Source organism: Streptomyces sp. NPDC001292, from assembly GCF_042896465.1.
Lineage (GTDB): Bacteria > Actinomycetota > Actinomycetes > Streptomycetales > Streptomycetaceae > Streptomyces.
In genome coordinates, this window is record NZ_JBIAXG010000001.1 from 100,515 (window position 1) to 126,190 (window position 25,676).

Here is a 25,676-nt window from a genome sequence, read left to right on the forward strand (position 1 = left end):
ATTCACGCCGGACAGACCCCTTCCTGCCGTAACGTCCCCCTATGAAAAAGGAGTTGAGGGTGGCGGCCTACGCCGTGTGTGTGCGGGACGGACGGCTGCTGCTGGCCCGCTGGGTGGCGGGCGACGGCACCCGGCGCTGGACGCTGCCCGGCGGTGGCATGGAGCACGGCGAGGACCCCTACGACACCGTCGTGCGCGAGGCCGAGGAGGAGACCGGCTACACCGTCGAACCGGTCGCCCTTCTGGGCCTGGACTCCGTCCGCCGCAACTACCCGCGCCCCCTGGGCGCCCACGCCGACTTCCACGGCCTGCGCATCCTCTACGAGGGCCGTGTCACCGGCGGCGAACTGCGCCACGAGACGGGCGGCTCCACGGACCGCGCGGCCTGGCACCCCCTGGACGCGGTGCCCGCACTGCCCCGCGTCGGCCTGGTCGACGTGGGCCTGCGCCTGTGGCGCGACCGCCCACCCACGGGAAATCCTGCCTGACCGCACCCGGCCGACCGTGCCCGCCGGGCCGAGTGCGATCCCGCGCTTGCCTGTCGGCGCCCGGTCGATCGCGGCGCTGGCTCGCGCCTGCTTGTCCTGTGCCCGGCCGAGCGCGACACCGGCGCGGTCGCCTGTCCGCGCCCGGCCGAGCGTGCCTGCTTGTCCGTGCTGGGTCGGGTGCGGCATCGGCTTGCGCTCGCTTGTCCGTGCTGGGTCGGGTGCGGCATCGGCTTGCGCTCGCTTGTCCGTGCTGGGTCGGGTGCGGCATCGGCTTGCGCTCGCTTGTCCGCGCCGGACCGACCGCGGCACCGGCCCGTACGCCTCGCGGTGAGCGAGGAGGGGCTGCCGGATCACGTCCCGGCGGCCCCTCCTCTCCCCTCCTGGTGCGTCCCTGCCGGAGCCTTGGTCACTACCGGGGCAGCACCACCACGTACGCGGCCGGGTCGCGGTCGGTGGCTGCCATCAGGGCGGTGCGGACGACGGTCGCCTGCTGGTTCAGGGCCTCCCTCAGTTTCCTGGGGGTGATGTGGACGACCGTGATGCCCAGCCGCTCGAGCCGCTCGCGCTTGCGGGTGTACTCGGAGCACAGCGCCTCGTCGTCCGGCCGGCCGCCGTGGCGGGGAGCGAGGGTGTCCAGCTCCAGCGCGACCGCCTGCTCCGGCCAGTACGCGTCCACGCCGCCGAGACGGGGGCCGCCCGGCAGGCGCAGGTCCACGTTCCAGACCGGGTCCGGCAGGCCGTGCTCACGCACCATCCGGTACAGCCGGTCCTCCGCGAGCGCCCGCCCCTCGGCCAGCAGCAGGTCCACCGCGTCCACCACGTGCGGCCGGCCCAGCAGCCCAGCGCCGGCCAGCTCGCGGACCACGGCGGACGGCTCGCAGTACCCGCCGCGCACCGCTTCCGTCAGCAGCCGCCGTACCGTGCCCGCGTCGGACAGACCGGCCACCGCGTCCGCCAGGGCACGCGGCACCGGGGCCACCGGCAGACCCGTGACCGCCTCGGCGGCGGGCAGGCCGGCCGCCCGGACGATCCGCGCGCAGCCGGCCGAGCGCAGCCGCCGGCCGCGCTCCACCAGGACGTCGATCTGCTCCAGGGCCGGCAGGCCGGGCGACGTGGCGAAGCCGTGCAGGGTGAGCGCCGCCAGACCGGTGACCATCACCTCCGCGTACACCGGGCGGTGCGGATCCCCGGCGGTCGGCTGCGTCGGCACCCCGGCGGCTGTTCGCGGGAGCGGTCCGCGCGCCGCGTACAGGAGCACCGCGTGCAGCCGCTCCTCACTGGTCGGCGGGCCGGAATGGAGCAGGAACACCCCCGGCAGGAGCTGTCGCCAGGGCCCGCCGGCGCGGCACCGCACGGCCGCCTCGGCCGCAGACACTCCGTGCTCGCGCAGCTGAGCGGTGGTCAGGACCCGGCGGGGCGCCTCGGCGAGGTGGTGCAGGGGGCGGGGGGAGAGCGGGGTTTCGTGGTTCATGTCCGGCACGTTTCCCGCCCCGGGTCCGGCCCTTAACCGCTGTTACACGCCCGTTGGCAAATCTGGACAAGCTCGCCCTAAAGGACGGTTGTTCGGCTGCCGAAAACCCCTGGTCCCCTCGCGGGTGGACCAGGGGTTACGGCGAGCCGGGCACGCATCTTGTAACAGTTATCGCGCGCCCGACCCTTGGCCAGAACTACGGGTCATCCGGCGGGCGTTCCGGCCGCCGCGTCGCCCGCCTGTCCGCGCAGCGCCCGGGCCAGGTCGTCCCGGGCCTCCAGCACCAGGCGGCGCAGGGCGGGAGCGGCTCCCTCGTGCGCGGCGAGCCACGCGTCGGTCGCCTCCAGGGTCTGCGGCGAGTCCTGCAACGCCGGGAACAGCCCCCGCACGACGTCCATGCCGATCTGGATGGACCGCTCGGTCCACACCCGCTCGATCGCCTCGAAGTACGTCGGCGCGTACGGCGCGAGCAGCTCCCGCTGGGAGGCCTGTCCGAAGCCCGCGATGGTCGCCTCCACCAGCGCGTTCGACAACGCGTCCGAGTCCACCACCTGCTCCCAGGCCCGCGCCTTGACGGCGGCGGAGGGCCGCGCGGCCAGGCAGCGCACCTGGTGCCGCTTGCCGGAGGCGGTGTCGTCCCGGGCGAGTTCGGCGGCGAGCACCCTCTCGTCCGCCACCCCGTGCGCCGCCAGCGGCTCCAGGAACGCCCAGCGCAGCTCCTGGTCGACGTCCAGGCCGGCGATCTCCTCCGTGCCGTCCAGCAGGCCCTTCAGCAGCTCCAGGTCGTCCGGCGCCGAGGCCGTCGTGGCGAAGAAGCGCGCCCACGCGAGCTGGTGCTCGCTGCCCGGCTCGGCCTGCCGCAGCTCGGCCAGCGCGCCCTCGGCCAGCGCCCGCCCGCCCGTCTCCCGCCACTGCGGCGCCGCGTAGTGCACCAGCGCGGACTCCGCCCAGGCGTGCAGCATCTGGAGCACGCCGATGTCGGTCTCCCGGCCGGCGAAGCGCAGCACCAGGTCGACGAAGTCCCGCGCCGGCAGCAGCGCGTCCCGGGTCAGGTTCCACAGCGCCGACCAGCACAGCGCGCGGGCCATGGGGTATCCCCTGCCCGAAGAGCCTGGGGAGGGGTCGGTCAGGCCGCCGAGGTGCTCCCGCAGGGTCGCCAGCGAGGTCTCGTCGAAGCGGATCTTGCAGTAGGTCAGGTCGTCGTCGTTGACCAGCACCAGATCGGGCGCGTCCGCCCCCGCCAGCCCGGACACGACCGTGCGGGCGCCGACCACGTCGATCTCGGCGCGCGCGTACCGCTCCAGCGCCCCCGCCTGGGACCGCTGGTACAGGCCCACCGCCACCCGGTGCGGGCGCAGTTCGCCACGCGGCGGAGCCGCCTGATCGGATACAGCCGACTCGGCGGCCTCCTGCACCACGGCCAGCTCCTCGATCCGGCCGTCGGCGCCCAGCACCACCTGCGGGGTCAGAGAGTTGACCCCGGCCGTCTGGAGCCACGACCGCGCCCACGCGCCCATGTCCCGGCCGCTGGTCTCCTCCAGCACCGCGAGCAGATCGCCCAGCCGGGTGTTGCCGTACGCGTGCCGCTTGAAGTAGCGCCGCGCGCCCTCCAGGAACGCGTCCTGGCCGACGTACGCCACCAACTGCTTGAGCACGGAGGCGCCCTTGGCGTAGGTGATGCCGTCGAAGTTCAGCTTGGCGTCCTGGAGGTCGCGGATGTCCGCGGTGACCGGGTGCGTGGAGGGCAGCTGGTCCGCGCGGTAAGCCCAGGCCTTGCGGCGGTTGGCGAAGGTGATCCAGCCGTTCGCGAAGCGGGTCGCGCCGACCAGCGAGAACGAGCCCATGAAGTCGGCGAAGGACTCCTTCAGCCACAGGTCGTCCCACCACTCCATGGTGACCAGGTCGCCGAACCACATGTGCGCCATCTCGTGCAGGATCACATTGGCCCGGGCCTCGTAGGAGGCCTGCGTCACCTTCCCGCGGAAGATGTACTCCTCCCGGAAGGTGACCAGGCCCGGGTTCTCCATCGCGCCGAGGTTGTACTCGGGCACGAACGCCTGGTCGTACTTGCCGAACGGGTACGGGTAGTCGAAGTGGTCGTGGAAGAAGTCCAGGCCCTGCTTGGTGACCAGGAAGACGTCGTCGGCGTCGAAGTGCTTGGCGAGCCCCTTGCGGCACAGCGCGCCCAGCGGGATCTCCAGCCGCGTACCGTCCTCGAACACCCGCTCGTAGGAGTCCGTCACTTGGTGGTACGGGCCCGCGACCACGCAGGTGATGTACGTCGAGATCGGCTTGGTCTCGGCGAACCGCCACACCCCGCCCGCCCGTCGCCCACCACCGCCCTTCTGCGGAAGCGCTTCGCGCACTTCTTCGATGCGCTCGCCGACCCCGTTGCTCCACACCGTCCAGTCCTCCGGCGCCCGCACCTCGAAGCGGAACGGCGCCTTGAGGTCGGGCTGCTCGAAGTTCGCGAAGACCCGGCGGGAGTCGGCGGGCTCGTACTGCGTGTAGAGGTAGACCTCGCCGTCCTCCGGGTCGACGAAGCGGTGCAGGCCCTCGCCGGTGCGCGAGTAGGCGCACTGCGCGTCCACGACGAGCTCGTTGTCGGCGGCCAGGTCCTCCAGGAGGATCCGGGAGCCGTCGAAGACCTCGCTGGGGTCGAGGTCCCGGCCGTTGAGCGAGACGGCGGTGACGCTCGGCGCGAGCAGGTCCGCGAAGCTCGACGCGCCCGGCTCGTTGCAGCGGAACCGGATCGACGTCACGGACCGGAACGTCCGCGGACCGTCCCCGGTGTCCTCGCCCACCGCGGACCGCACGTCCAGGGACACCTCGTATCCTTCGACGGACAGCAGGGCGGCGCGCTCCCGGGCCTCGTCGCGGGACAGATTCTCACCGGGCACAGGCGGCACTCCCTCGGAACATTTCACGATGTGGACAGCACCGATCCTGCCATGCGGGTTTGCCGGGCGGCAGCCGGGAATGCCGTGCGCGACCATCGATGTTTCCAGTTCAACGACCCGTTACCGAGGAGAGCCATGTCCGAGACCGCCTCCGCCGCGACCCCGTCGTCCGGCAAGACTCCTGTCGACTTCTGGTTCGACCCGCTGTGTCCCTGGGCCTGGATCACGTCCCGGTGGGTGCTGGAAGTGGAGAAGGTGCGGGACATCGAGGTCCGCTGGCACGTCATGAGCCTGGCGGTGCTCAACGAGCCGAGGCTCGACGAGCTGCCCGAGGAGTACCGGGAGCTGCTGACCACCAAGGCGTGGGCGCCGGTGCGGGTGGTCACCGCGGCGTGGCAGAAGCACGGCCAGGACGTCCTCGGCCCCCTCTACACCGCGCTCGGCACCCGCTTCCACAACCGCGGCGAGGGCCCGACCCGCGAGGCCGTCGTCGCCGCGCTCGAGGAGGTGGGCCTGCCCGCCGACCTGATCGAGTACGCCGACCAGGAGGATTTCGAGTTCGACGCCGAACTGCGCGCCTCGCACAAGGAGGGCATCGAGAAGGTCGGCCAGGACGTCGGCACCCCGGTCATCGCGGTCCCCGGCCCGGACGGCGAGCAGATCGCCTTCTTCGGCCCGGTCGTCACCCCCACCCCCAAGGGCGAGCAGGCCGCCCGGCTCTGGGACGGCACCCTCGCGGTCGCCTCCGTCCCCGGCTTCTACGAGATCAAGCGCACCCGCACGGTGGGGCCGGACTTCAGCAACCTGTGACCTGCCGGTCGGCAAAAGCCCCCGCGAGTCACGTTCTCGCGGGGGCTTTCCTCTGCGCTCCGGGCGGTGCTGAGCGCCGCGTCAGCTCCGGGCGCGCATGCGCTGCCAGACGTACCCGACCACCGCCAGGAAGATCGTCATGCCGCCCGTCGAGTACAGCTGCACCCGGGTGCCGGACTCGCCCGCCATCAGGACGAAGACCGTCGCCATACCGGCCAGGGCCACCCAGGTGAGCCACGGGAACGCCCACATCCGGACCACCAGCTTCTCCGGCGCCTCCTGCTCCAGCCTGCGGCGCAGCCGCAGCTGCGAGACGGCGATGAAGATCCAGACGACGAGGATCACCGCGCCGATCATGTTCAGCAGCCAGGGGAAGACGTCGTTGGGCCGCCAGTAGCTCAGCAGCACGCAGACGAAACCGAAGACGGAGCTGGCCAGCACCGCGATCCGCGGCACCCCGCCCGAGACCTTCGCCAGCGCCTTCGGGCCCTGACCGCGCTCGACCAGCGAGTACGCGATGCGTGAGGAGCCGTAGATGTTGGCGTTCATCGCGCTCAGCAGCGCGACCAGCACCACCACGTTCATCAGCTGACCGGCCCCCGGGATGCCGAGGTGGTCCAGCGCGGCGACGTACGGGCCCTTCCCGACGACATCCTCGGAGTCCCAGGGGACGAGCGTGACGATCACCGCCATGGAGCCGACGTAGAACAGCGCGATGCGCCACATCGCCGTACGCACGGCACTCGCCACGCCGCGCACCGGGTTCTCCGATTCGGCCGCCGCGATGGTGACCGTCTCCAGGCCGCCGTAGGCGAAGACCGAGGCGAGCAGGCCGATGACCAGGCCGTGGCCGCCGTGCGGCAGGAAGTCGGTGAGGTTGGAGGCGCCCGGGGAGTCCGTGCCGGGCAGCACGCCCGCGACGGCCAGCACACCGAGGACCAGGAACAGGGCGATCGCGCCGACCTTGAGCGCGGCGAACCAGAACTCGAACTCGCCGAAGTTCTTCACCGCGGCCAGGTTCGTGCCGCAGAACACCACCATGAACAGCGCCACCCACACCCACTCCGGCGTGCCCGGCAGCCACCCGGTGACGATCTTCGCGGCTCCCATGCCCTCCAGGCCGACCGCGGTGCACAGCAGCACCCAGAACGACCAGCCCGCGGTGAAACCGGCCCACGGGCCGAACGCCCGCTCGGCGTGCGCGGAGAACGAGCCGGACGACGGGTACGCGGCCGACATCTCCCCCAGCATCCGCATGACCAGCATCACGAGGGCGCCGGACAGGGCGTAGGCGACGACGATCGAGGGGCCGGCGGCGGCGATGCCCGCGCCGGAGCCGACGAACAGGCCGGCACCGATCACACCGCCGAGGGCGATCATCGACAGGTGACGCTGCTTCAGGCCGTGGGACAGGGAGGCGTCGTCCGCCCGCGGGGGCGTCGATGGGGGTCCCCCCTGCTCGAGCGAAGCCGAGAGCTTGGGGGAGGTGGTGCTGCGTGGCATGGGGGCGGCTCGTCCGGTGGGGGGGCAGATGCGAAAACCCCCACAGTCTGAGCGGCCGCTCCACCGCGACGGAGCGGCCGCTCACCATCCGGACGCGCTGTGTGCGCACAGTGAGACGGTGATTACCCGCCCCGGTGTCGCGGACCGGTGCGCGGCGCGTGGCACCGACCGTGATCGAGCAGCCGAGCTGTTTGGCGGGACCCTACAGTCGCCATCCGCTCGGCGCGCGTGGCGGAAACCGCGCCACCTCAGTGACAGGCGTCACGTCCCGCCGGGTGTACGGCCGTTCCTTTGTGCGAAACCGACCAAGCCCCCGTTCCCCCCTTGTCGAGCGCTGACGGTGATCGCCGCGCCGCCGCTGGGATAGCGTCACGCTGTCCCGAACTGCCCTCACCTCGCGGAGTCCCCATGAGCACCGCTGCCGCCACCCCCGCCCGTACCGGGGTCGTCCTCGCCGACCTGCTGCCCTCCCCCAAGCTCTTCGAGCAGGGCGGTGCCCCCGCCCGTGTCCGGGACGTGGCCCTCGTGGTGGGCGGCGCCGCGCTCACCGGACTCGCCGCCCAGATCTCGCTGCCCGTGCCGCACTCCCCGGTGCCGGTGACCGGCCAGACCTTCGCTGCGCTGCTCGTGGGCACCACGCTGGGCGCCGGCCGCGGTTTCCTCGCCCTCGCGCTGTACGCGCTCGCGGGCGCGGCGGGCGTGCCGTGGTTCGCGGGCGGTGCCTCGGGCGCGGGCTCCGTCTCCTTCGGCTACGTCCTCGGCATGCTGCTCGCCGCCACGGTCGTGGGCGCCCTGGCCCGCCGCGGCGGCGATCGCAGCGTCTTGCGCACGGCCGGCACGATGGTGCTGGGCCAGGCGATCATCTACGCGGTCGGCGTGCCCTCCCTGGCCCTGGCCACCGGCATGTCCGCGTCCGCCGCGCTCGCCGCCGGCCTCACCCCGTTCCTGATCGGCGACGTCCTCAAGGCCGCCCTGGCGATGGGCCTGCTGCCCACCGCCTGGAAGCTGGCCGGGAAGTGACCGTCCCCTTCGGGATGCCGTAGCCCCCACCGGTTCCGCGAAATCCCGTGAAAGAGGCCCGCCGCGTCGCAGAGCGACGCGGCGGGCCTCTTTCACGTCCCGTGCGGCTGCCGGAGCCCGGCAGCGACCGTCGTCAGCCGGTCGGGACCTTGTCCGTCTCCTCGGCGGCAGGGGCCGCGACCGCCGTACGGCCGCTCCCGAGCTTCTGCTTGACGAGGGAGATCACCAGCACGATCGCCGCGACCAGCAGCGACAGCAGCACGGTCTCGCGGCCGTCGTGCTCGGTGTCGGTCAGCATGTAGCCGAAGACGAAGACGATCAGCGCGGCCGCCGCCCAGGTCAGATACGGGTACAGCCACATCTTCACGACCAGCTTCTCCGGCGCCTCCCGCTGGATGATCTTCCGCATCCGCAGCTGCGAGAAGCAGATCACCAGCCAGACGAACAGGGCGACCGCGCCGGAGGAGTTGACGAGGAAGAGGAATACGGAGTCCGGGAACTTGTAATTGAAGAACACGGCCACGAAGCCGAACACGACCGACGAGACGATCGCGGTCATCGGCACGCCGCGGCGGGTGGTCCGCGCGAACGCCTTCGGCGCGTCCCCGCGCTCGCCGAGCGAGAAGGCCATCCGGGAGGCGGTGTAGAGGCCGGAGTTGAGGCAGGAGAGCACCGAGGTCAGCACGATGAAGTTCATGATCTGACCGGCGTGCGCGATACCGAGGGAGTCGAGGGCGGCCACGTAGGAGCCCTTCTCAGTGATCGACTTGTCGTTCCAGGGGAGCAGGGCGACCACGACGAAGATGGAGCCGAGGTAGAAGACGCCGATGCGCCAGATGATGCTGTTGGTCGACTTGGTGACGGCGCGCTGCGGGTCCTCCGACTCGCCCGCCGCGAGGGTGGCGATCTCGCTGCCCATGAAGGAGAAGACGACGAGCAGGACACCGGTGAGGATGGCGCCGGGCCCGTTCGGCAGGAACCCGCCGTGGTCGGTGAGATTGCCGAGCCCCGCCTTGCCGCTGTGCACGCCGGGCAGTACGCCGAAGACGGCCAGCGCGCCGACGAGGATGAACGCGGCGATCGCCACGACCTTGATCCCGGCGAACCAGAACTCGAACTCGCCGTAGGAGCCGACGGAGACCAGGTTGGTGGCGGTCAGGACCACCATGACGATGAGGGCCCAGCCCCACTGGGGCACGGCCGGCACCCAGCCGGAGAGGATCTTGGCGCCCGCCGTCGCCTCCACGGCCAGCACGACGACCCAGAAGAACCAGTACAGCCAGCCGATGGAGAACCCGGCCCAGCCGCCGAGTGCCCGGTCGGCGTGCGCGGAGAAGGAACCGGAGGTCGGGTTGGCGGCGGACATCTCGCCCAGCATGCGCATCACGAGGACGACGAGCGTGCCGACGAGGGCGTAGGAGAGGAGGATGCCCGGTCCGGCGGTGGCGATGGCCGAGCTGGAACCGACGAAGAGACCGGCGCCGATGACGCCACCGATGGCGATCATCGACAGATGGCGGTTCTTGAGTCCGGCCTGGAGCCCCGAGCCGTGTCCCTCGGGGCTCGTGTGGCCGCTTCCGGTCTTCGGCAGGGGCGGCTGCGAAGTCATGGACGGAATTTCCTTTGCTCTGGTGGAGCGGTCCCCCGTACGAGCGGTGTACGGGATGGTCCAGTGAAACTGAGGTGTTGGAATCCGTGAACCTTCGAAATGTAATTGTTACTTGAGCTTTCCTTGAGCTTTGAAGAGTTCATCACATTCTTCTGACAGATGTGATAGCGCGGTGACCCGGCGCTGCCGCCCGCATTCCGCCGTGTCACACTCGGACCATGCGCGTGTATCTCGGCTCCGACCATGCGGGCTTCGAACTCAAGAACCACCTCGTCGAGTGGCTCAAGGCGGCGGGCCACGAGCCCGTCGACTGCGGGCCGCACATCTACGACGCCCAGGACGACTACCCGCCCTTCTGCCTGCGCGCCGCGGAGCGCACGGCGGCGGACCCCGACTCCCTCGGCATCGTGATCGGCGGCTCCGGCAACGGTGAGCAGATCGCGGCGAACAAGGTCAGGGGTGTGCGCGCGGCCCTCGCCTGGAGCGAGGAGACGGCTTCCCTCGGCCGCCAGCACAACAACGCGAACGTCGTCGCGGTGGGCGCGCGCATGCACACCACGGAGGAAGCGACGAAGTTCGTCGAGACCTTCCTCGACACCCCCTTCTCCGGAGACGAACGTCACATCCGCCGCATCGACATGCTCACGGCCTACGAATCAACGGGCGATCTCCCCCCGATCCCGCCCCACCACCCCCAGCAGTAACCGACTCCCCACCCCAGGCGCGGCAACCCTCAGGGGAGCCGTGCCGCCCCTTTGCAGGCCGGCTCAGCCCCTCGAGGTGGGGCCGGCCCCGGTGCAGAGGGACGGAGTCCCCGGCTGGAGGTCTCGGGCGAGTGCTACCAGGTGGGGGTGCAGGGGGCGGAGTCCCCACGAGGATCAGGGATCTCCGCGGGGCCCGGGGAATCCCCGCAGGGTCTACGCAGTCCCCGCGGGGTCCGGGGCGCAGCCCCGGCGGCGTCCGGGGCGGAGCCCCAGGGCCGGTGCCCCTCCACCCACCGAGTCGGGCGGGCGGGTGGGCGAAGAACCGCAAGAAGGGACACCCCCGTGCCAGAGGGGCACACCATCCACCGCCTCGCACTGGACTACGCCGCCCACTTCAAAGGCCGGCCGGCCCACGTCACCAGTCCCCAGGGCAAGTTCTCCACAGCCGCCACCCTCCTCACCGGAGGGGAGCTCACCCGCACGGAAGCCCACGGCAAACACCTCTTCCTCCGCTTCCGCGACAGCGACTGGATCCACATCCACCTCGGCCTCTTCGGCAAGGTCACCTTCGGCGACGCCCCCGCGCCCCCGCCCACGGACACCGTCCGCCTCCGCCTCGCCAACGCGACCTCGTACGTCGACCTCCGCGGCCCCACCACCTGCGCCCTGATCACCGACGCCGAGAAGCAGGCCGTGCACGACCGCCTCGGCCCGGACCCCCTGCGCCCCGACGCAGACCCCGACCGGGCCTACGCCCGCATACGCCGCAGCCGTACGACCATCGCCGCCCTGCTGATGGACCAGAAGGTCGTCGCCGGGGTCGGCAACGTCTACCGCGCCGAGGTCCTCTTCCGGCACCGCGTCGACCCCTACCGCCCCGGCAGGGACCTCACCCCGGCCGAGTGGGACGCCATCTGGGCCGACCTCGTGGCCCTCATGCGCGAGGGCGTCCGCAACAACCGCATCGACACCGTGCGCCCCGAGCACACCCCCGAGGCCATGGGCCGCCCGCCCCGCGTCGACGACCACGGCGGCGAGGTCTACGTCTACCGCCGGACCGCCCGGCCCTGCCACATCTGCGGCACGGACATCCGCACCGCCGACCTCGCCGCCCGCAACCTCTTCTGGTGCCCCACCTGCCAGCAGCCGGCGAAGGCCGGATGAGACACCCGTCTCAGAATCCGTGCGGCAGCCACGGCGCCACCGCCGAGCCGAACGCCACCGACGCCTGGGCCAGTGCCCCGCTCCGCAGCTCCCGCACCCGTCCGGCCGCCGCCAGCCCGGCCAGCGGCACGCCGCCGAGGTAGGCCGCACCCAACTCCCGTACGGACAACGAGAGTTCCGCCGCGTCCGAGGTCCGCTCGCAGGACGCCCCCTTCGCGTCCCCGGTCAGCCGCCACCGCCCGGCGTTCCAGGGGCAGAAGTCGTCCGCCACCTCCAACACCACGTCCACCGGGGTCTGGTAGGTCCGCGCGGCGAGCGCCGCCCCCACGTCCACGAGCCGTACGTACAGCGCGTCCCGCAGCCGCGGCCGGCACCGCCGGATGTCGGACACCAGGTACTGCCAGGCGTCGTCGACCGGCCGCTCCCGCACGATCAGCGTCGAGGTCAGGTCGATGCCGAACAGGAAGCGCCACAGCGCCGCGTCGCTCTCCGGGTCCAGCGCGGCCAGGTCGCTCAGGAGCACCGTGCCCTCGTGCCCGCCGACGCCCCAGCCGGGCTTGACCCGATAGCGGGCGTACCCCGTGACCTCGCCGGCCCGCTCGGTGACCACGCACTGCAGCGGCGAGGCGCCGTCCCGTGCGCTCTCCGGGTCGATCAGCGCCAGCCGCCCCCAGCCGGGCTGCCGGGCCAGCATCCCTGGCCGGCCGGGCACCAGCCGCGCGTAGACCGCCTCGCAGGCGTCCAGCGCGTCGGCGGGCGCCGCGTACCGCAGGCGTACGCCGTCCGTGCCGGCCGGGACCGTCAGACCGGCCCGGTCGGTGTCGATCTCGGCGCCGAGCTGGAAGGTCGCCGCGCCGTACCCGAAGCGGCCGTAGATCGCCGGCTCGGAGGCGGTCAGCACCGCCAGCGGTTCGCCCCAGGAGCGCACGTCGTCCAACTGCCGCCGCATCATCGACGTCAGCACACCGCGCCGCCGGTGCGTGGCGGCCACACTCACCATCGTGATGCCGGCCGCCGGCAGCAGGTCGCCGCCCGGCACGGTGATCCGGAAGCGGAACGCCCCCGTCGTGCCCACGCACGTGTCCCCGTCCCAGACCCCCAGGGAACGGTCCAGTTCGGTCAGGGAGTTCCACGCCTCCCGCTCCTCGGCCGACTCCGGGACTCCTCCGAACGCGCGGATCAGATTGTCGTACCAGCGGTCCCACTCGTCCCGCCGCAGCACCCTCGGCTCGGTCGCATGCTCAGTCGCCATGCGCCATGCCTACCAGCGCGCCGAGGACCGTGCGAACGAATTTCGCCCGGGCGGCAGCGAGACGGGCGCCGGTGAAGTTCACTGTGAATCCGAGCCTCGGACGGGGGACAAGTGGGACCTCCCGTGCCAAGCGTCAGGTCCGATGGATAGGGTCCCCAACTAATGGCAGCAGGACGACAGCGGCGCGCGGAAGCCGAGACGTTCACGGCCCGGTTGAAGATGCAGTGGCACCGGGCCCGCGTCGGCGTGCGCAGAGCCGCCGTCGACTACTTCCGCGGGGACGGCTCGGACTGGATCGCGCTCGGCGGTCTGCTGCTGACTATCCCGCTGATCCTGGCGCTGACGCTCGCCAACTCGGTGTGGTTCTCACCGGTCGCGCTGGTGCTGCCCATCGTCGCCGGCGGGTTGCTGCTGCGCCCGGCGAGCCTGCTCGGTCTGTACGCCGCCGCGGCCACGGCGCTGATCGTGGAGTCGGTGCGGCTCGGACCGTACACCGAGGGCCCGTCCCGGGTGACCCCGGGCGTGGTGCTCGTGGTCGCCGCCTGCGGCTTCTTCGGGCTGCTGATCGCCCAGTTCCGCAGCCGGGTCGGCGTGCCCTGGCGGCGCGGCGGCACCATGCTGTTCGACCTGCGCGAACGCATCCGCGTCCAGAGCAAGCTGCCGCAGCTGCCCGGCGGCTGGCACCACGAGATGGCGCTGCGCCCGGCCGGCGGCCAGTCCTTCTCCGGCGACTTCGTGGTCGCGGCCCGCACGAACGGCGGCCGCACCCTGGAGGTCGTGCTCACGGACGTGTCCGGCAAGGGCATGGACGCGGGCTCGCGGGCGCTGCTGCTGTCGGGCGCGTTCGGCGGTCTGCTCGGCAGCCTGCCCCCACACGCGTTCCTGCCCGCCGCCAACGGCTACCTGCTGCGCCAGGACTGGGACGAGGGCTTCGCGACCTCCATCCATCTGGTGCTGGACCTGGACTCCGGCGACTACGAGCTGTACTCCGCCGGGCACCCGCCGGGCCTCCAGCTCAGCGCGGGCAGCGGCCGCTGGGAGGAGAAGGTCGCCGAGGGCCCGCTCCTCGGCGTGTACGACGGCGCCCAGTTCGACCCGGTCAAGGGCTCCCTGCGCGCCGGGGACGTCCTGATGCTGTTCACCGACGGCCTGGTGGAGACGTCCGACCGCGACATCGTCGAGGGCATCGACCGCCTCACCGGCGAGGCCGACCGCTATGTCGCCGGCGGCTTCCACGGCGCCGCCTGGCACCTGATCGAGGCGGTGGCGAAGGACGTCAACGACGACCGCGCCCTGCTCCTGATCTGCCGCGAAGGCCCCACGGCTCTGGCGGCACGCTGACACACTGGGCACGTGACCGACACGTCCCGCACACCGCGCACCATGTCCCTGGCCGAGGTCGAGACCGTCGCCCGGGCCGCTCACGAGGGGCAGACCGACAAGGCGGGCCGGCCCTACGCCGAGCATCTCCGATCGGTCGCCGAGGGCGTACGGGCCCGGGGCGGTGACAGCGAGCAGATCGCGGCGGCCTGGCTGCACGACTCGGTGGAGGACGGCGTCCTGACCGAGCGGTGGCTTCGCGAGGCCGCGCTGAGCCGTCGTACGAAGGACATCGTGCGCGCGGTCACCAAGCGGGCGGGGGAGGACCCGGAGGCGTACGCGCGGCGGATCCTCGCCACGCCCGGCGCACTGCTGGTCAAGGAGGCGGACCTGGCGCACAACGCCGACCCGGTCCGCCTAGCGGTCCTCGACGAGGCCACCCGCACCCGGCTGACCGGGAAGTACGCACGGATGCGCGCACTCCTCGGTCTTCCGGACGGTCCTCTCAGACGCTGACCGAGCCGGTCTTCGCCAGGTGCGGCCGCTGTGCCTCCCGGCGCTCGCGGGCCTGCTCGCCCGCGTCCTGCCGGAAGGCCCATTTCATCTCCGGCTCCATCACGCACCGGAAGATCCGCCGCACGGGCCGCGTGCACAGCAGGGTGATGGCCGTCGCCGCCAGGACCGTGACGAGGATCTCGCCGAACGGGCCGCGCAGCCAGGCGTGGTCGAACCAGCCCTGGTAGTCGGCGCCCTTCAGGACGAAACCGTGCAGCAGATAGCCGTACAGCGTGCCCGCGCCGAGCGCCGTGAACCACATCCGGCGGCCCGGCACCCAGGCGAAGAAGCAGGCGGTCAGCACCAGCGAGCAGCCGAACAGCGCCAGTGTCATCACCGGGCCGACCCACCAGGGCGCGCCCAGATCCTGCGCGGCGTCACGGTGGTAGAACCAGGAGGCGTTCATCCGTGGCGCCGCCCACCAGGCGGTGATCAGCGCCGCCGCGAACACCGGCACCGACGCGATCCGCACCGAACGGCGGCGCACCAGCCGGAAGTGCTCGGCCTTCATCGACAGGCCCAGCACGAAGAACGGCAGGAACTGCAGCACCCGCTGCATGTCCAGGTCGTTGCCTATGGCCGGGCCGGCCGACGCCAGCATGGCGATGACGAGCGCGAGCGGCAGCGGCCGGCGGACCAGCTTCCAGAAGGGGGCGGTCAGCCGCCAGACGAACAGGGCGCACAGGAACCAGGTCAGGTACCAGGGGTCGAGGAGGCTGATGTCCTGGTCGGGGCTGTGGCCGACGTAGCGCTTGAAGAGGGAGAGGGCGGTCTCGAAGACGATGTACGGAACCACGACACCGGTGACCAGCCGTTTGAGCCGGTCGGGCCGGGCGTCGAAACTGCGCGAGAAGTAGCCGGAGATGACGATGAAGGCCGGCATGTGGAAGGCGTACACGAACATGTACAGGCCTTGCAGGACGCGGCTGTCGTCCCTGAGCGGCGTCCACGAGTGACCCACTGCCACCAGCACGATCGCCAGGTATTTGGCGTTGTCGAAGAACGCGTCGCGCTGTTTGCCCGGTCTTCCGTCCGACTCGCCCGATCCGCGCGGACTCGGTACTCCCGGGGCCGGCGACCGTGCCGGAGGGAGCGGCGTTCTTTTCTGGCCGGGGGACGAGGCAGCGTGGAACATCTGAGGCACCCTAGTGTTGTCCGGGGGTTCCGTAAAAGCCCCGCCGTCATGCGTGGTTATTCGCTGCGGCTACCCCGGATTCGACGAAGTCGGCATGCCTTCACGGGTGACGATCGACACATCTTACGAGCCTCTTCGCGCGAACAGTCACACCCTCAATGTCCGGACTCATCCTGATGAGTTGGTGCACCGGTTTGAGTCCTGGGCGACAAAACGAATTCCTTGCGAAAATAATGTGCAGGCATGGAAACGATCTCTAATGAATTCCCTGCCGGGGTGGGCGGCGACCGCCGTCGAAATGCCGTACGGATCACGGTCGGAGAAGCGCTCCGCCCCAGGAGGTGAGGGGGCCCCGGAGCGAGGGACTTGGCCGATGGTGCGTCAGCCGCCGCATACCGGGGCCGGGTTGGTGGCACGATGGTTCCAGCGGGGTGCGCGGGGCTGGCGTCCGCGGGCCGGGAGAGCGACCGACCGAGGGTGTGATCAGTTGTGGCCATTTCACTGTCAGTGGTGCTGCTGTTGGCGATCATCCTGGTGGTGCTGCTCCGAGGCGGATCCATCAAGGCCGGCCCGGCCATCATCGCCATACTCTTCGGCTTCTTCCTCGCCTCCACCGGAATGGCGCCGTCGATCAACCGCTTCCTGAACTCGATAGCGCACACGATCAACTCGATCAGTTTCTGACGCGGAAGCGGCGTGACGAAAACGATCAGGGCCGGGTCGGAGGAAGCACCCTCCGACCCGGCCCCGAGCCGTACAGAGCGGGCGACGGGAATCGAACCCGCGTAGCCAGTTTGGAAGACTGGGGCTCTACCATTGAGCTACGCCCGCACACAAGGCGCCGCTGGTCTGCCGACCGCGGCACACAAGGCATCGTAGCGGGTCGTGTGCCATCGACGCACACTCCGTTCCCGCGAGGGCCTCGCGAGCCACGTCCGTGGGCCGTCCGGGCCGCGTGGGGGCGTGCCGGGCGGCGCGCTCCCGGTGGTCGTGGAATGCGGCGTCCGCACTGCCTGCGGGCATGTACCCTACGTGTCGCACCAGACGGGGTGTGGCGCAGCTTGGTAGCGCGTCCGCTTTGGGAGCGGAAGGCCGTGGGTTCAAATCCCGCCACCCCGACCATCCGCCGGCCACCGGTCGGCGTCACCACGCGTGATCGCCTTTGGGGGCGCGGAGTGGCTGCGGTTACTATGCAAACTGCGCGCCCGTGTGTCCGGTCCTGCTGGGCCTGCGAACTCCTCCGGGCGGGGCGAAATCCGCCGGACCCGTCTGGCCCCGGCAGAATCCAAGCAGTCAGCCACAAGGAGACCGAACCGTGAAGAGCGCCGTGGAGACCCTGAACCCGACCCGGGTTCGGCTCACTGTCGAGGTGCCCTTCGAGGAGCTCAAGGACAGCCTCGACGCGGCGTACAAGAAGATCAACCAGCAGGTCACGGTGAAGGGCTTCCGCAAGGGCAAGATCCCGGCCCGCGTCATCGACCAGCGGTTCGGCCGCGGTGCGGTTCTGGAGGAGGCCGTCAACGACGCGCTGCCGAAGTTCTACACCGAGGCGGTCAACGAGGCGGAGCTGAACCCGCTGGGCCAGCCCGAGGTCGACATCACCGAGCTGAAGGACGGCGAGACGCTGAACTTCACCGCCGAGGTCGACGTCCGCCCGGCCATCGAGATCCCGGACTACTCCGGCATCGAGGTCGAGGTCGACGCCGTCGAGGTCGCCGACGAGGACGTCGACAAGGCCGTCGAGCAGCTGCGCGAGCGCTTCGCCTCGACGAGCCCGGTCGAGCGCGCCGCCGAGGACGGCGACGTGGTCACCATCGACCTGGAGGCCAAGGTCGACGGCGAGGTCCTCGAGGACGGCGTGGCCAACGGCGTCTCGTACACCATCGGCTCCGGCGAGCTGCTGGACGGCATCGACGACGCCGTGAAGGGCCTGGAGGCCGGTGGTGAGGCCACCTTCACCTCCGAGCTCAAGGGCGGCTCCGCGGTCGGCAAGGAGGCCGAGGTCACCGTCAGGGTCACCCAGGTCGCCGCGCGCGAACTGCCCGAGCTGGACGACGACTTCGCGCAGCTCGCCTCCGAGTTCGACACCCTCGAGGAGCTGCGCGCGGACAGCCGCAAGCGCCTGGAGAACATGAAGCAGTACGACCAGGCCACGCAGGCCCAGGAGCGCGTCCTGGACAAGCTGCTCGAGCTGGTCGAGGTCCCGGTCCCCGAGAAGCTGCTCGAGGACGAGATCAACACCCGCAAGCACAACCTGGAGCACCACCAGCTCGGCCAGATGGGCCTCACCCTCGACAAGTACCTGGAGATCCAGGGCAAGACCGCCGAGGAGTTCGAGACCGAGACCCGCGAGGCCGCGGTCAAGGGCATCAAGACCCAGTTCGTGCTCGACGAGCTGGTCAAGACGGAGAAGCTCAACGTCAACCAGGAGGAGCTCACCGAGCACCTCATGCGGCGCGCCGCCTCCTCCGGCATGTCCCCCGACCAGTTCGCCCAGGCGGTCGTCGAGCAGAACCAGGTTCCGCTGCTGGTCGGCGAGGTCGCCCGTGGCAAGGCACTGGCCGTCGTGGTCGAGGCCGCGACCGTGAAGGACACCAACGGCGAGATCGTCGACCTGGACGACGAGGAAGACGAGGCCGACGAGGCGGAGACCGCCGCCGCCGAGGGCGAGGAGAAGGCCGAGGCCTGATCCGTACGGCCCACGGATGCGCACGGAGGACGGGCCCCGGGTACGTTGGTGACCTGGGGCCCGTTCGCCTTTCCGGAGACCGCGCTACGCCCCCGGCGAACACTCCCCTCAGCGGGATTCGCCGAAGGGAGCCGCGCGTTAGGGTCCATGAGTACGGGGGCAGGGGAGTCCCCTGAAGCCCCTGGCAGGAACACGTGAGACGGCCCGGCGCCGTCGTAAGACGAGCAGGTGGATACGTGACGAATCTGATGCCCTCCGCCGCCGGCGAGCCTTCCATCGGTGGTGGCCTCGGCGACCAGGTCTACAACCGGCTGCTCAACGAGCGGATCATCTTCCTCGGCCAGCCGGTCGACGACGACATCGCCAACAAGATCACTGCACAGCTGTTGCTCCTTGCCGCGGACCCGGACAAGGACATCTACCTGTACATCAACAGCCCCGGCGGCTCGATCACGGCCGGCATGGCGATCTACGACACCATGCAGTACATCAAGAACGACGTGGTGACCATCGCCATGGGCCTCGCGGCCTCGATGGGCCAGTTCCTGCTCAGCGCGGGCACCCCGGGCAAGCGCTTCGCGCTGCCCAACGCCGAGATCCTGATCCACCAGCCGTCCGCGGGTCTGGCCGGTTCGGCCTCGGACATCAAGATTCACGCCGAGCGGCTGCTGCACACCAAGAAGCGCATGGCCGAGCTCACCGCCTTCCACACCGGCCAGTCGGTCGAGCAGATCACCCGCGACTCCGACCGCGACCGCTGGTTCGACGCCCACGAGGCCAAGGATTACGGCCTCATCGACGACGTCATCACCTCGGCCGTCGGCATGCCGGGCGGCGGCGGCACCGGGGCCTGAGCGGCTCCCACGGGGCCCACGAGGCCCCCTGAGCCGCTCCCGCGGAGTCCCGGCCCCGTGCGGGTGTCCGAGACCTCCGCGCAGCCCAGCCAGCCCCAGCCGACCGCCCAGCCCCTTTCCAGGAGACACCGTGAACGACTTCCCCGGCAGCGGCCTCTACGACCGTACGCGCGCCGAGTACACCGGCCCCACGGCCGAGTCCCGCTACGTCATCCCGCGCTTCGTGGAGCGCACCTCCCAGGGCATCCGCGAGTACGACCCGTACGCGAAGCTCTTCGAGGAGCGCGTGATCTTCCTCGGCGTCCAGATCGACGACGCCTCCGCCAACGACGTCATGGCGCAGCTGCTGTGCCTGGAGTCGATGGACCCCGACCGTGACATCTCGGTCTACATCAACAGCCCCGGCGGTTCCTTCACGGCGCTGACGGCCATCTACGACACGATGCAGTTCGTGAAGCCCGACATCCAGACCGTGTGCATGGGCCAGGCCGCCTCCGCCGCCGCCGTCCTGCTGGCCGCGGGCACGCCGGGCAAGCGCATGGCGCTGCCCAACGCCCGGGTGCTGATCCACCAGCCGTACAGCGAGACCGGCCGCGGTCAGGTCTCCGACCTGGAGATCGCCGCCAACGAGATCCTCCGGATGCGTTCGCAGCTGGAGGAGATGCTGGCCAAGCACTCCAGCCAGTCGATCGAGAAGATCCGTGAGGACATCGAGCGCGACAAGATCCTCACGGCCGAGGAGGCACTGTCGTACGGGCTGATCGACCAGATCATCTCGACCCGGAAGATGAACAACGCGTCCGTCCGCTGACGGGAGGCAGTATCGTCTGCCACTCCTTGGCACGGTGCACGTCAAAGCGAACCGTGCCAAGGGGGGCCCGAACGGGGGGCCCGGCAAGGTACCGTCGACATAAGGCAGCACCAGGAGCCGCTGGACGTAGGCGTCTCCCAGGCGAAGGGGAAGCACACCGTGGCACGCATCGGTGACGGCGGCGATCTGCTCAAGTGCTCGTTCTGCGGCAAGAGCCAGAAGCAGGTCAAGAAGCTCATCGCAGGGCCCGGTGTGTACATCTGCGACGAGTGCATCGATCTCTGCAACGAGATCATCGAGGAGGAACTCGCGGAGACCAGCGAGGTGCGCTGGGAGGAGCTGCCCAAGCCCCGCGAGATCTACGAGTTCCTGGACGGGTACGTCGTCGGCCAGGAGGCCGCGAAGAAGGCCCTGTCCGTCGCGGTGTACAACCACTACAAGCGCGTCCAGGCCGGCGAGAACGGCGGCGCGCAGGGCCGTGACGACGGCATCGAGCTCGCCAAGTCCAACATTCTGCTGCTGGGCCCCACGGGCTCCGGCAAGACCCTGCTGGCCCAGACGCTGGCCCGCATGCTGAACGTCCCGTTCGCCATCGCCGACGCCACGGCGCTGACGGAGGCGGGGTACGTCGGCGAGGACGTCGAGAACATCCTGCTGAAGCTGATCCAGGCGGCCGACTACGACGTCAAGAAGGCCGAGACCGGGATCATCTACATCGACGAGATCGACAAGGTCGCGCGGAAGAGTGAGAACCCTTCCATCACCCGCGACGTGTCGGGCGAGGGCGTCCAGCAGGCCCTGCTGAAGATCCTCGAGGGGACCACGGCCTCGGTCCCGCCCCAGGGCGGCCGCAAGCACCCCCACCAGGAGTTCATCCAGATCGACACGACGAACGTCCTGTTCATCGTGGGCGGTGCCTTCGCGGGCCTGGAGAAGATCATCGAGGGCCGGGCGGGTGCCAAGGGCATCGGCTTCGGCGCGACGATCCGCTCCAAGCGGGAGCTGGAGACCAAGGACCAGTTCGAGGACGTCATGCCCGAGGACCTGGTCAAGTTCGGCATGATCCCGGAGTTCATCGGCCGCCTGCCGGTGATCACCTCGGTCCACAACCTGGACCGCGAGGCGCTCCTGAAGATCCTGGTCGAGCCGCGCAACGCCCTGGTCAAGCAGTACCAGCGCCTGTTCGAACTCGACGGCGTGGAGCTGGACTTCGAGCGCGAGGCCCTGGAGGCCATCGCCGACCAGGCCATCCTCCGCCAGACCGGCGCCCGAGGCCTGCGCGCCATCATGGAGGAGGTGCTCCAGGGCGTGATGTACGAGGTCCCGTCCCGCAAGGACGTGGCCCGCGTGGTCATCACGGCCGACGTCGTCCTCTCCAATGTCAACCCGACCCTGATCCCGCGCGACGCGCGCGGCCGCGGTCCGGGCGAGCAGAAGACGGCGTAACAGCCGCCGCACGAACGACGAAGGGGCCCCGGTCGACCGACCGGGGCCCCTTCCTCGTCTGCCAGGTGCCGGCGTCAGGCCTTGACGCGCACGTCCTTGCGGAGCTTGGCCGCGGTCTCGGCCGCGTCCTCGGGGCTGCTCGCCTTGCCGGTCATGGCGGATGCGAAGTCGACCGGCATCACCAGTCCGAGGGTGCTGTGGTCACCCCAGATGCAGACCGGCATCGTCATGTTCTTGGGGGCGCCGGCCGAGCTGCCCGACGAGCCCATGTCGACCTTGATCTCCTGGCACTTGAGGACGGCGCCGTCGAGGCCGCTCGGGCTGTAGGCCTTCGGGCTGCCGAGGAGCTCTCCGCCGTCGCTCTTCTCCTTCTCGGCGTTCTTCTTCATGTCCGCGAACATGTTGTCGACGGCCTTCTCGGGGTCGTCGATGGTGCCGTAGACGCCGCCGAAGGTGATCATCTTCTGGCCGAGCGGGTTGCTCTTGTCCCCGGACTGGTAACTGGCGCTGACGTCCTTCGGGCTCTTCACGCCCCAGCTCTCGGCGTCCTTCAGGTCCGACTTGGACATGCCGTCGTTCCCGGAGTCCTCGGCCTTCTTGTACTGGCCGGCGAGAACCGTTGCGGGCGTGATCAGCTTGTGCGGGCCGTCGTCCGCGACGCTGGAACCGCCGCCACCGCCGATCAGGAAGTACGCGCCCACCGCGATCGCCGCGACGACCGCCACCGCGCCGATGATCAGTCCCGTCTTCTTGCCGCCGCCACCGGCGGCCGGGGGCTGCGGAACGGCGCCGTAGGGCTGGCCGTACGGGGGCTGCTGGCCGTAGGGAGGCTGCTGGCCGTAGGGGCCCTGCGGCGGCGGGACGCCGGGGCCCTGCTGCGGGTAGCCGTACCCTGGCTGCGGCTGAGCGGGAGGGGCCTGCTGGGGGTAGCCGTAGCCGGGCTGGGCGGGCGGTCCCTGCGGCGGCTGCTGGCCGTAGGGGCCCGGCTGGCCGTACGGCCCGGGCTGCTGGGGCTGCCCGCCGTACGGGCCCGGCTGGTTGTTGCTCATTCCTGGGTTCCCCTCCAGATGCTTATGTGTCCCTGACATCCTGGCCCAGGTACGGCGACGCCGTGTCATCGGGGTCGCCACCGTTACGAAACAAATGCGGTTCGGGACGGCGCCGTGACGCCTCTAAACTGACCCCGTGACCGACAACGCTCAGCAGCAGCCACCAGCGCCCGACACCGAACTGCCGACCCAGTACGCGCCGGCCGATGTAGAGGGGCCGCTGTACGAGCGCTGGGTGGAACGGGGTTACTTCGAGGCGGACGAGAAGAGCGACAAGCCGCCGTACACCGTCGTCATCCCGCCGCCGAACGTCACCGGCTCGCTCCACCTGGGGCACGCCTTCGAGCACACGCTCATCGACACCCTCACGCGCCGCAAGCGCATGCAGGGTCACGAGACCCTGTGGCAGCCCGGCATGGACCACGCCGGCATCGCGACCCAGAACGTCGTCGAGCGCGAACTCGCCAAGGAGGGCAAGTCCCGGCACGACCTCGGCCGCGAGGCCTTCGTCGAGCGTGTCTGGCAGTGGAAGAACGAGTCCGGCGGGCAGATCTCCGGCCAGATGCGCCGCCTCGGCGACGGAGTCGCCTGGTCGCGTGAGCGCTTCACCATGGACGAAGGGCTGTCGCAGGCCGTTCAGACCATCTTCAAGCGGCTCTACGACGACGAGCTGATCTACCGCGCCGAGCGCATCATCAACTGGTGCCCCCGATGCCTGACCGCCATCTCCGACATCGAGGTCGAGTACCAGGACGACGACGGCGAGCTCGTCTCGATGAAGTACGGCGACGGGGACGACACCATCGTCGTCGCCACCACCCGTGCCGAGACCATGCTCGGCGACACCGCCGTCGCCGTTCACCCCGACGACGAGCGCTACCGCCACCTCGTCGGCAAGCTCATCAAGCTGCCGCTCACCGACCGCTCCATCCCGGTCGTCGCGGACGAGCACGTCGACCCCGAGTTCGGCACCGGCGCCGTCAAGGTCACCCCGGCCCACGACCCGAACGACTTCGAGATCGGCCGGCGCCACGACCTGCCCGCCATCACCGTGATGGACGAGCACGCCGTCATCACCGTCCACGGCCCCTTCCAGGGCCTGGACCGCTTCGAGGCCCGCTCCGCCATCGTCGGCGCGCTGCGCGCCGAGGGCCGGATCGTCGCCGAGAAGCGCCCGTACGTCCACTCCGTCGGCCACTGCTCGCGCTGCAAGACCACCGTCGAGCCGCGCCTGTCCATGCAGTGGTGGGTCAAGGTCGGTCCGCTGGCGCAGGCCGCCGGCGACGCCGTCCGGGACGGCCGCGTCAAGATCCATCCGCAGGAGATGGAGAAGCGGTACTTCGACTGGGTCGACAACCTCCACGACTGGTGCATCTCGCGGCAGTTGTGGTGGGGCCACCGGATCCCCGTCTGGTACGGGCCGAACGGCGAGGTCGTCTGCGTCGGACCCGACGAGGAGCCGCCCGGCACCGAGGCCGAGGGCTGGAAGCAGGACACCGACGTCCTCGACACCTGGTTCTCCTCCGGCCTGTGGCCGTTCTCCACCCTCGGCTGGCCCGAGCAGACCGAGAGCCTCGCGAAGTTCTACCCGAACTCCGTCCTGGTCACCGGCTACGACATCCTCTTCTTCTGGGTCGCCCGGATGATGATGTTCGGCCTGTACGCGATGGACGGCACCCCGCCGTTCCACACCATCGCCCTGCACGGCATGGTCCGCGACCAGTTCGGCAAGAAGATGTCGAAGTCCTTCGGCAACGCGGTCAACCCGCTGGACTGGATGGACAAGTACGGCTCCGACGCCCTCCGGTTCACCCTCGCCCGCGGCGCCAACCCCGGCGTCGACGTGCCGATCGGCGAGGACTGGGTCCAGGGCTCGCGCAACTTCGCCAACAAGATCTGGAACGCCACGCGTTTCGCGCTGATGAACGGCGCGACGGTGGACGGACCGCTGCCGGACGCCTCGAAGATGTCGGCGACCGACCGCTGGATCCTGTCCCGGCTGAACTCGGTCGTCGCCGAAGTCGACGCGTACTACGACGACTTCCAGTTCGCCAAGCTGTCGGACACGCTGTTCCACTTCGCGTGGGACGAGGTCTTCGACTGGTACGTCGAGCTGTCCAAGACGACGTTCCAGGCGGGCGGCGAGCCGGCCGAGGTCTCCAAGCGGGTCCTGGGCGAGGTCCTGGACGTCACGCTGAAGCTGCTGCACCCGGTGGTTCCGTTCGTCACGGAGACGCTGTGGACGACGCTGACGGGCGGCGAGTCGCTCGTCATCGCCGAGTGGCCGACCGACAGCGGCTTCCGGGACGCGGCCGCCGAGCGGGAGATCGTGACCCTCCAGTCCGTGATCACCGAGGTGCGCCGGTTCCGCGCCGACCAGGGGCTCCAGCCGGGCCAGCGCGTTCCGGCCCGCCTGGTCCTGGACGGTACGGCGCTGGCCACGCACGAACCGGCCATCCGCCAGTTGCTGCGGCTCCAGCCGGAGGGCGACGGCTTCACCGCCACGGCGACGCTGCCGGTCGCGGGAGTCGAGGTCGCGCTGGACCTGTCCGGGGCGATCGACGTCGCCGCGGAGCGCAAGCGGCTGGCCAAGGATCTGGCCGCCGCCGAGAAGGAGAAGGCCCAGGCGCACGGCAAGCTCGGCAACGAGGCGTTCCTGGCGAAGGCGCCCGACCACGTGGTCGAGAAGATCCGTGCGCGGCTGGCCAAGGCCGAGGAGGACATCACGCGGATCGCGGCGCAGCTGGAGCGGTTGCCGCAGGCGTGATGGCCGTATGTCGCTGAGGGCGCCCGGAGCTGTCAGGTTCCGGGTGCCCTCGGTTGCCCTAGGGGTGGGTGCGCTTGCCCGCGCTTGCAGTGCGCCTCCCCCGAGTTCCCAGCCCACCCGTGCCGCCCT

At 70.5% G+C, this 25,676-nt stretch carries 20 protein-coding genes and 2 tRNA genes; 14 read left to right on the forward strand and 8 right to left on the reverse strand.

What is annotated here, in order from left to right; genetic code table 11:
• The first annotated feature begins 41 nt into the window (after positions 1 to 41).
• Complete coding sequence (locus ACFY4A_RS00405; protein ID WP_390827190.1) at positions 42 to 488, forward strand: NUDIX hydrolase; 447 nt, start codon at positions 42 to 44, stop codon at positions 486 to 488.
• 409 nt (positions 489 to 897) lie between these two features.
• On the opposite strand, the gene ACFY4A_RS00410 is transcribed toward ACFY4A_RS00405, so the two are convergent.
• A complete protein-coding gene (locus tag ACFY4A_RS00410; protein ID WP_390827191.1) occupies positions 898 to 1,959 on the reverse strand; it encodes a hypothetical protein in 1,062 nt (353 codons plus the stop codon).
• Positions 1,960 to 2,162: 203 nt separating this feature from the next.
• Positions 2,163 to 4,859 (reverse strand): aminopeptidase N, encoded by a 2,697-nt coding sequence (gene pepN, locus ACFY4A_RS00415; protein WP_390827192.1) that lies wholly within the window; start codon positions 4,857 to 4,859, stop codon positions 2,163 to 2,165.
• A gap of 135 nt (positions 4,860 to 4,994) precedes the next feature.
• Here pepN and ACFY4A_RS00420 point away from each other — a divergent pair, with 135 nt between their 5' ends.
• A complete protein-coding gene (locus tag ACFY4A_RS00420; RefSeq protein ID WP_390827193.1) occupies positions 4,995 to 5,669 on the forward strand; it encodes a DsbA family protein in 675 nt (224 codons plus the stop codon).
• An 81-nt stretch (positions 5,670 to 5,750) separates the two neighbouring features.
• Here the strand turns inward: ACFY4A_RS00420 and ACFY4A_RS00425 are convergent, their stop codons facing one another.
• The gene (locus tag ACFY4A_RS00425) at positions 5,751 to 7,172 is read right to left on the reverse strand and encodes an amino acid permease (protein WP_390827194.1); all 1,422 of its coding nucleotides are present in this window, start codon (positions 7,170 to 7,172) and stop codon (positions 5,751 to 5,753) included.
• A gap of 408 nt (positions 7,173 to 7,580) precedes the next feature.
• Between ACFY4A_RS00425 and ACFY4A_RS00430 the strand changes: the two genes are divergently transcribed.
• Positions 7,581 to 8,192 (forward strand): biotin transporter BioY, encoded by a 612-nt coding sequence (locus ACFY4A_RS00430; RefSeq protein WP_390827195.1) that lies wholly within the window; start codon positions 7,581 to 7,583, stop codon positions 8,190 to 8,192.
• A gap of 133 nt (positions 8,193 to 8,325) precedes the next feature.
• Here the strand turns inward: ACFY4A_RS00430 and ACFY4A_RS00435 are convergent, their stop codons facing one another.
• Positions 8,326 to 9,801, reverse strand: a complete 1,476-nt coding sequence (locus ACFY4A_RS00435) for an amino acid permease (protein ID WP_390827196.1) — start codon at positions 9,799 to 9,801, stop codon at positions 8,326 to 8,328.
• Positions 9,802 to 10,019: 218 nt separating this feature from the next.
• Between ACFY4A_RS00435 and ACFY4A_RS00440 the strand changes: the two genes are divergently transcribed.
• Entirely contained in the window at positions 10,020 to 10,505 is a 486-nt protein-coding gene (locus ACFY4A_RS00440) for a ribose-5-phosphate isomerase (protein ID WP_390827197.1), read from the forward strand.
• Between the two features lie 342 nt (positions 10,506 to 10,847).
• Positions 10,848 to 11,669: an Fpg/Nei family DNA glycosylase gene (locus ACFY4A_RS00445; protein ID WP_390827198.1), complete on the forward strand. Its 822-nt coding sequence runs from the start codon at positions 10,848 to 10,850 to the stop codon at positions 11,667 to 11,669.
• A gap of 10 nt (positions 11,670 to 11,679) precedes the next feature.
• Here ACFY4A_RS00445 and ACFY4A_RS00450 read toward each other — a convergent pair whose 3' ends face one another.
• Positions 11,680 to 12,921: a GNAT family N-acetyltransferase gene (locus tag ACFY4A_RS00450; protein ID WP_390827199.1), complete on the reverse strand. Its 1,242-nt coding sequence runs from the start codon at positions 12,919 to 12,921 to the stop codon at positions 11,680 to 11,682.
• A 162-nt stretch (positions 12,922 to 13,083) separates the two neighbouring features.
• On the opposite strand from ACFY4A_RS00450, the gene ACFY4A_RS00455 reads away from it, so the two are divergent.
• Both ACFY4A_RS00455 and ACFY4A_RS00460 read left to right on the forward strand, forming a co-directional pair.
• On the forward strand, positions 13,084 to 14,262 hold the full coding sequence (locus ACFY4A_RS00455; protein WP_390827200.1) for a PP2C family protein-serine/threonine phosphatase: 1,179 nt from the start codon (positions 13,084 to 13,086) through the stop codon (positions 14,260 to 14,262).
• 42 nt (positions 14,263 to 14,304) lie between these two features.
• Positions 14,305 to 14,757, forward strand: a complete 453-nt coding sequence (locus ACFY4A_RS00460; protein ID WP_390827608.1) for an HD domain-containing protein — start codon at positions 14,305 to 14,307, stop codon at positions 14,755 to 14,757.
• On the opposite strand, the gene ACFY4A_RS00465 is transcribed toward ACFY4A_RS00460, so the two are convergent.
• Positions 14,747 to 15,931 carry an acyltransferase family protein gene (locus tag ACFY4A_RS00465; protein ID WP_390827201.1) on the reverse strand — a complete coding sequence of 395 codons (1,185 nt, stop codon included), beginning with the start codon at positions 15,929 to 15,931 and terminating at the stop codon, positions 14,747 to 14,749. The two genes, ACFY4A_RS00460 and ACFY4A_RS00465, sit on opposite strands and share 11 nt — an antisense overlap.
• 489 nt (positions 15,932 to 16,420) lie before the next feature.
• On the opposite strand from ACFY4A_RS00465, the gene ACFY4A_RS00470 reads away from it, so the two are divergent.
• Positions 16,421 to 16,615 (forward strand): hypothetical protein, encoded by a 195-nt coding sequence (locus ACFY4A_RS00470; protein WP_390827202.1) that lies wholly within the window; start codon positions 16,421 to 16,423, stop codon positions 16,613 to 16,615.
• 76 nt (positions 16,616 to 16,691) lie between these two features.
• On the opposite strand, the gene ACFY4A_RS00475 is transcribed toward ACFY4A_RS00470, so the two are convergent.
• Positions 16,692 to 16,762: transfer RNA gene (locus ACFY4A_RS00475), tRNA-Gly, on the reverse strand.
• Between the two features lie 214 nt (positions 16,763 to 16,976).
• On the opposite strand from ACFY4A_RS00475, the gene ACFY4A_RS00480 reads away from it, so the two are divergent.
• The 5 genes from ACFY4A_RS00480 (at position 16,977) to clpX (ending at position 21,731) form a co-directional block, all read left to right on the forward strand.
• Positions 16,977 to 17,053, forward strand: a tRNA-Pro gene (locus ACFY4A_RS00480).
• 193 nt (positions 17,054 to 17,246) lie between these two features.
• Positions 17,247 to 18,620, forward strand: coding sequence for a trigger factor (gene tig / locus ACFY4A_RS00485; RefSeq protein WP_390827203.1), 1,374 nt, complete (start codon positions 17,247 to 17,249; stop codon positions 18,618 to 18,620).
• 248 nt (positions 18,621 to 18,868) lie between these two features.
• On the forward strand, positions 18,869 to 19,474 hold the full coding sequence (locus ACFY4A_RS00490) for an ATP-dependent Clp protease proteolytic subunit (protein ID WP_390827609.1): 606 nt from the start codon (positions 18,869 to 18,871) through the stop codon (positions 19,472 to 19,474).
• 130 nt (positions 19,475 to 19,604) lie between these two features.
• Positions 19,605 to 20,285, forward strand: a complete 681-nt coding sequence (locus ACFY4A_RS00495; RefSeq protein ID WP_390827204.1) for an ATP-dependent Clp protease proteolytic subunit — start codon at positions 19,605 to 19,607, stop codon at positions 20,283 to 20,285.
• A 159-nt stretch (positions 20,286 to 20,444) separates the two neighbouring features.
• On the forward strand, positions 20,445 to 21,731 hold the full coding sequence (gene clpX / locus ACFY4A_RS00500; RefSeq protein ID WP_100566838.1) for an ATP-dependent Clp protease ATP-binding subunit ClpX: 1,287 nt from the start codon (positions 20,445 to 20,447) through the stop codon (positions 21,729 to 21,731).
• A 74-nt stretch (positions 21,732 to 21,805) separates the two neighbouring features.
• Here clpX and ACFY4A_RS00505 read toward each other — a convergent pair whose 3' ends face one another.
• Positions 21,806 to 22,780, reverse strand: a complete 975-nt coding sequence (locus ACFY4A_RS00505; protein ID WP_390827205.1) for a hypothetical protein — start codon at positions 22,778 to 22,780, stop codon at positions 21,806 to 21,808.
• 136 nt (positions 22,781 to 22,916) lie between these two features.
• Between ACFY4A_RS00505 and ACFY4A_RS00510 the strand changes: the two genes are divergently transcribed.
• Positions 22,917 to 25,547 (forward strand): valine--tRNA ligase, encoded by a 2,631-nt coding sequence (locus ACFY4A_RS00510; RefSeq protein ID WP_390827206.1) that lies wholly within the window; start codon positions 22,917 to 22,919, stop codon positions 25,545 to 25,547.
• Positions 25,548 to 25,676: the final 129 nt, after the last annotated feature.